Raw genomic sequence first — 5,342 nt, 5'->3', positions numbered from 1 at the left:
GAATTATATCCGCACACTCAAAACTTTTATGCGTAAAACGGGCTTCGATATTTTCGAAAATGATGGCCCTTATCCGGGCGATCGGTGCGCCTCTACCAAACACCCCGGGCACAAAGACCTGGAGGATTCTCAATGGAAACAAATGGAATTGCAGAAAGAATTATACCGCTGGTGTAACCAAAATGGCATTTATGTGAATGCCCCCGACTGGTATTTCCTGGATGGCACCCATAAAATTGCGATCGGTTACCGGGAAGTCAATTTTTCCCTCAGCCGCGACCAGCAGAAAATTCTTAACCGACAAAATATTTACGACGGAACCTGGGAAAAAACAGGCTCCATGGGATGGGGATTTGTGCCACTTACCAAATACCAGGGAGGTGGCCCGGAAGCAATTCTTGAGCCGCTCTCCGAACACCTCAACGATTACGAACAACTGATGATGCAGTATTATGGTGCCGGGGTGCAGGCCTGCTACCGCGGGCCACGTCTCTACGATACGGAAACTACCCGACAAACAGTTGTAAAAGTGATCAACTGGTATAAAAAATACCGCGCTATACTTAATGCCGATATCGTTCATTTACGCAGAGCAGACGGCCGCGATTGGGATGGTATTTTACATGCCGATCCCAGCCTCCCTATCAAAGGCCTCGCAATGTTGTACAACCCAACCTCCAGTGCCATTAAAAGAACCCTCCGTTTACCGCTTTATTATACCGGCTTGCGGACCTCGGCAAAAATTTCGGAACAGGATAAACTGCCCCAAACGGTATCGCTTAACCGCGATTTTACCGCTACCATATCCGTTACGATCCCTGCCAATGGATATACCTGGCTAACAGTAACAGCACCCTGAACACCGGCCGCCCGCTAACTATAAAATGATACCATGAAAATTGTTGTTTTGGACGGATATACCTTAAACCCCGGTGATCTGAGCTGGGGAGAACTGGAAGCACTGGGTGAACTTACCGTATACGATCGTACCGGTCCGGATGAAATTTTATCCAGGGCAAAAGATGCCCGGATCCTGCTCACTAATAAAACACCACTGCCGGCAGCTATACTGGAACAATTGCCCGACCTAAAACTCATTAGTGTACTGGCAACAGGATATAATATAATTGATATAACTGCCGCCGATCGATTAGGTATTACCGTAAGTAATGTACCCGGTTACAGTACGGCCTCTGTTGTTCAGCTTAGTTTTGCGTTGTTATTGGAGCTCACGCACCGGGTACAACAACACCATGATTCGGTACAGGCCGGTGGCTGGGCGGCTTCGCCCGATTTTTCGTACTGGAATCAACCACTGGTAGAACTTGCCGGAAAAACAATCGGCATTATTGGCTTTGGCGACATTGGTAAAAAAATGGCCGACCTGGCAGCCGCGCTGGATATGCATGTACTGGTACATAGCAGAACTGAAACAGACCAGGCACACCGCCCAAACTTTCGCTGGGCCAGCCTGGACGAGGTTTTCAGTAACGCGGATGTCATCAGTTTGCATTGCCCCCTTACGCCACAAACAACAGAGCTGGTTAATGCCGGCCGCCTGCAGCAAATGAAAAAGACCGCTTACCTCATCAATACCGCAAGAGGCCCCCTGGTAAACGAGGCCGACCTGGCCCGGGCACTGAACGAAGGCTGGATAGCCGGAGCCGGACTAGACGTATTAAGCAAGGAACCACCAGCATCGGATAATCCATTATTTACCGCAAAAAATTGTTTGATTACTCCCCATATTGCCTGGGCCAGCGTAGCTGCGAGGCAGCGTCTGCTCCATAAAACCGTCGCCAACCTGCAAGCGTTCCTGTCGGGTAATCCCATCAACCGCATCCGGCCTTAACAGTTCCGGTTGGCGTTCTTTATTTCGTATATCTTTTCGAGCGCTTAACAATTGCGCAACATAAAATTTCATTTATCTGTTGATAAGAACCTGTATTTAGTAATCTAGTTCCGGTTGTATATCCTGTTTTTTTACCACTCACCATTTCTGCAACACTACGCTGCAACAATCCTGCGTTCTGATTTGTCTGACCCATCACGGTAAGATGATGACACGTTAACACTAAATCAGCATTATGAGGAAATTTATCTTGTACTTAACGGTATTGATGGCGTTAAGTACAGCAGCTGCAGCACAAAAAGCTGTCACAGGGAAAGTAGTAGATGAAAAGGATGGCAGCCCGATTATCGGTGCTTCTATCCGCGTTAAAAACGGGGCCATTCTGGGCACCACCAACGAAGCAGGAGGGTTCAATGTAAACGTTCCGGCCAATGCCAGAACCCTGGTATTTACTTTCGTTGGTTACACTGAACTGGAAGCCGGCATTACCAGCGGAGAAATGCTGGTTAGTATGAAACAATCCACCCAGTCGTTGAACGAAGTGGTAGTAACCGGTTACCAGACCAGAAGCCGCCGGGCTAATACAGGGTCTGTTTCCGTCGTATCGATTGACGATATCAGAACACAACCCAATGCCTCCTTTGACCAGATGTTACAGGGGCAGGCACCCGGTATCAACGTAAAAACCGGATCGGGTCAGCCTGGTAGAAATGCCGATGTGGTGATCCGGGGTAAGGGATCGATCAATGGATCCAATGCACCGCTTTATATTATGGACGGAGTGGAAATCCGTGCAGGTGATTTCAGCACACTTAACCAGAACGATTTTGAGTCGGTTACCATTTTGAAAGATGCTGCTTCTACCGCCATATATGGTTCCCGCGGCGCTAACGGGGTTATCGTTATTACCACCAAAAAAGGTAGGGCAGGAAAGCTGCGCCTGAGTTACGACGGTCAAATTGGTACTGCCCGTTTGCCGGAAAACCAGCTCAAACTCATGAACACCCAGGAAAAACTGGATTTCGAAATGAATATTGCCGGTAACCCCTGGGGATGGGCCCCGGAAGATGTGGAGGAACTCCGGAAAATAAACACCAACTGGAATGATTATGTATTCCGTAATGCGGGTATGCAGTCACACCAGATTTCTGCTTCCGGTGGTACCGATAAAACTACCTTTTTTACCTCCCTGGGTATGTATGACGAAGAGGGTATTACAGTAGGAACCGGCATTAAAAAATACAATGGCCGTATTAATGTTTCACATACCGATAATAACATCAAAATCGGCGCTAACCTGGCGGGTGGCTGGTCGAATTATACCGGTACGTTCGAAGGAGATCAGAGTATCGGCTCCGCACTGAACACCGTTATCTGGGCATTGCCTTATGAAAAAGCGTATAACGACGACGGCAGTTATGGCGAATCTGTACAATTTCCCTTCTGGATTAATCCGGTAGAGGATCTATTGGAAAACCCCAACCGCAGCTGGCAACTGAAAGGTACCGGTAATGTGTTCCTCGAGTATAAATTACCCTGGATCAAAAACCTGACCTATCGCATCAATGCCGGTGGTGATTACTCGCAACTGGAAGGCTTTAGCATCGTTAAAAACGGTACACAATCGGCTCGTCAGAATGAGGCATTTGGCCAGGATTTTCGCCGTAATGGGGAAATTGCCCGTAGCCTAGAACGCCGGTTCCGGTACACCGTTACCAATAGCCTGAATTACCGGACCACCCTCGACCAATCGGGTGATCATAATTTATCGGCCACTGTTTTTACTGAGTTTGTAAAGAACACTTCAAGAGATTTTGATTATACAGCTTATGGGCTTTTACTGCCATTCGATAATGAAGCCGGCTTGGTTCCCGGAACAGCCGATAACGGGTTTATACCGGTTGTTGGTGGCGGTTTTCCTGAAAACAATGCCCTGATGTCTTATTTTGGCCAGATAGATTATTCCTTCAAAAACCGGTATTTCCTGAGTTTAACCGGCCGTACCGACGGATCCTCCAAACTGAGCCCGGAAAATCGCTGGACACAATACGGTTCGGTGGGTGCCAGCTGGATACTGAGCGATGAGAACTTTTATAAGCTCGATTTCATGAACTACCTCAAGCTTAAAGCTAGTTATGGCTCCGTAGGTAACCAGAATGGTATCGGCGATTTCCCGTATCTGCAACAATATGGAAGAGGCAGCTATGGCGGACGTGGTTCCCTGAGTGTAAACCGTTTGGGAAATAACCTGCTTACCTGGGAAATCCGCAGCACCCTGAACGTCGGAGCAGATATGGAATTTTTCCAATCGCGCTTGAGAGCGTCCGTTGAATGGTACAGCAGCTTAACCAAAGGACTCTATTTTTCTCCTTTTGTGCCGAGTACCAGCGGAGGTAATGGCACCCTGCTGAGTAATAACGGAAGCATGCGCAACCGCGGTATTGAAGCTACCCTGGGCGTTAAAATCATCAATACACGTGATTTCAAGTGGTCGGTTGATATGAACTACGCGTATAATAAAAATGTGATCGTATCTCTGCCCGACGGACAGGATTTTCAATTGTATAAAAGTCAGGCATTACAGGTGGGTAAACCCTTTAACAGTTTTTACCTTGTACGATTTGCCGGTGTGAACCCTGAAAACGGCAACTCTCAATACTATAAAGCCGATGGCAAAACCATTACCGAACAATACGATGCCAACGACCTGGTAGTATTGGGTACCAGTGATGCCCCCCATAACGCCGGTATTACCACCACTATCAATTATAAAGGAATTGAGCTATCTGCCTTCGGTGTTTATTCTGCCGGAAACTATATCTACAATAATGCCCGTTTTAACGTAGAGTACAATGGCTATACCACGTCCGGGTTTTCGAAAAATGCCCTGAATGCCTGGACCACACCCGGACAAGTAACAAATTTCCCCAGGCTGAGTGAAACAACCGAAGGAAGCACCACCCGCTTCCTGGAAAAGGGTGATTTCTTCCGCCTTAGAAACGTTCAACTGGCCTACACTCTTCCTGCAGAAGTAGTAAGCCGGCTTAAAATTCAGGGTTTCCGGATTTTTGTACAGGGACAGAATCTCTATACCAGCTTTAAATTCCAGGGATGGGATCCGGAAGTATCTACCGTTACCAATGCCGACGTAAACTCCAACGCAGCAGTAAGCGGTGCACAGTACCCGAGCTTAAAGCGTGTAACCGTTGGTGTTAACCTTACCCTTTAATCACACAAAACAGAAAAAATGAAACGTACTATAGTATACACCGCAATCCTGGCGGGCTCGCTCTTTGCCGTGGCAGGTTGCAATAAGCAACTGGAAACGACTCCACAGACAGAATTAACGGAATTGAAGACCTTTGAAGACGTGCAATCGGCTTTGCTGGGTAGTTATGAGGGATTTAAAAGTAATCGCTATTACAATAACCCCGCAGCCAGCGGATCTGCAAGTGCTTTCAGCGCCCTTCCTGACCTGATGGGTGATGAT

The 5,342-nt window shown here is 47.6% G+C and carries 3 protein-coding genes and 1 pseudogene; all 4 read left to right on the top strand.

Going from position 1 to position 5,342, the window contains the following annotated elements:
• A pseudogene (locus tag A1D16_RS13895) lies at positions 1-859 on the top strand (alpha-galactosidase); the annotation flags it as partial.
• Between the two features lie 33 nt (positions 860-892).
• The gene (locus tag A1D16_RS13890; protein WP_290710498.1) at positions 893-1,852 is read left to right on the top strand and encodes a D-2-hydroxyacid dehydrogenase; all 960 of its coding nucleotides are present in this window, start codon (positions 893-895) and stop codon (positions 1,850-1,852) included.
• 235 nt (positions 1,853-2,087) lie between these two features.
• The gene (locus tag A1D16_RS13885) at positions 2,088-5,081 is read left to right on the top strand and encodes a TonB-dependent receptor (protein WP_290710496.1); all 2,994 of its coding nucleotides are present in this window, start codon (positions 2,088-2,090) and stop codon (positions 5,079-5,081) included.
• Between the two features lie 18 nt (positions 5,082-5,099).
• Positions 5,100-5,342: hypothetical protein (locus tag A1D16_RS13880; protein ID WP_290710494.1), on the top strand; the 243-nt coding region annotated here is incomplete at its 3' end.

The sequence above is a fragment of the Flavihumibacter sp. CACIAM 22H1 genome (assembly GCF_001601815.1).
GTDB lineage: Bacteria > Bacteroidota > Bacteroidia > Chitinophagales > Chitinophagaceae > Flavihumibacter.
Note: the sequence above shows the minus strand (reverse complement) of the source record. Positions and strands in the feature narration are given on the sequence as shown.

What these genes read in the sequence shown, in the direction of transcription:
- A1D16_RS13890 (WP_290710498.1), top strand. Translation starts at nt 893, where the DNA reads ATGAAAATTGTTGTTTTGGACGGATATACCTTAAACCCCGGTGATCTG.
- A1D16_RS13885 (WP_290710496.1), top strand. Translation starts at nt 2,088, where the DNA reads ATGAGGAAATTTATCTTGTACTTAACGGTATTGATGGCGTTAAGTACA.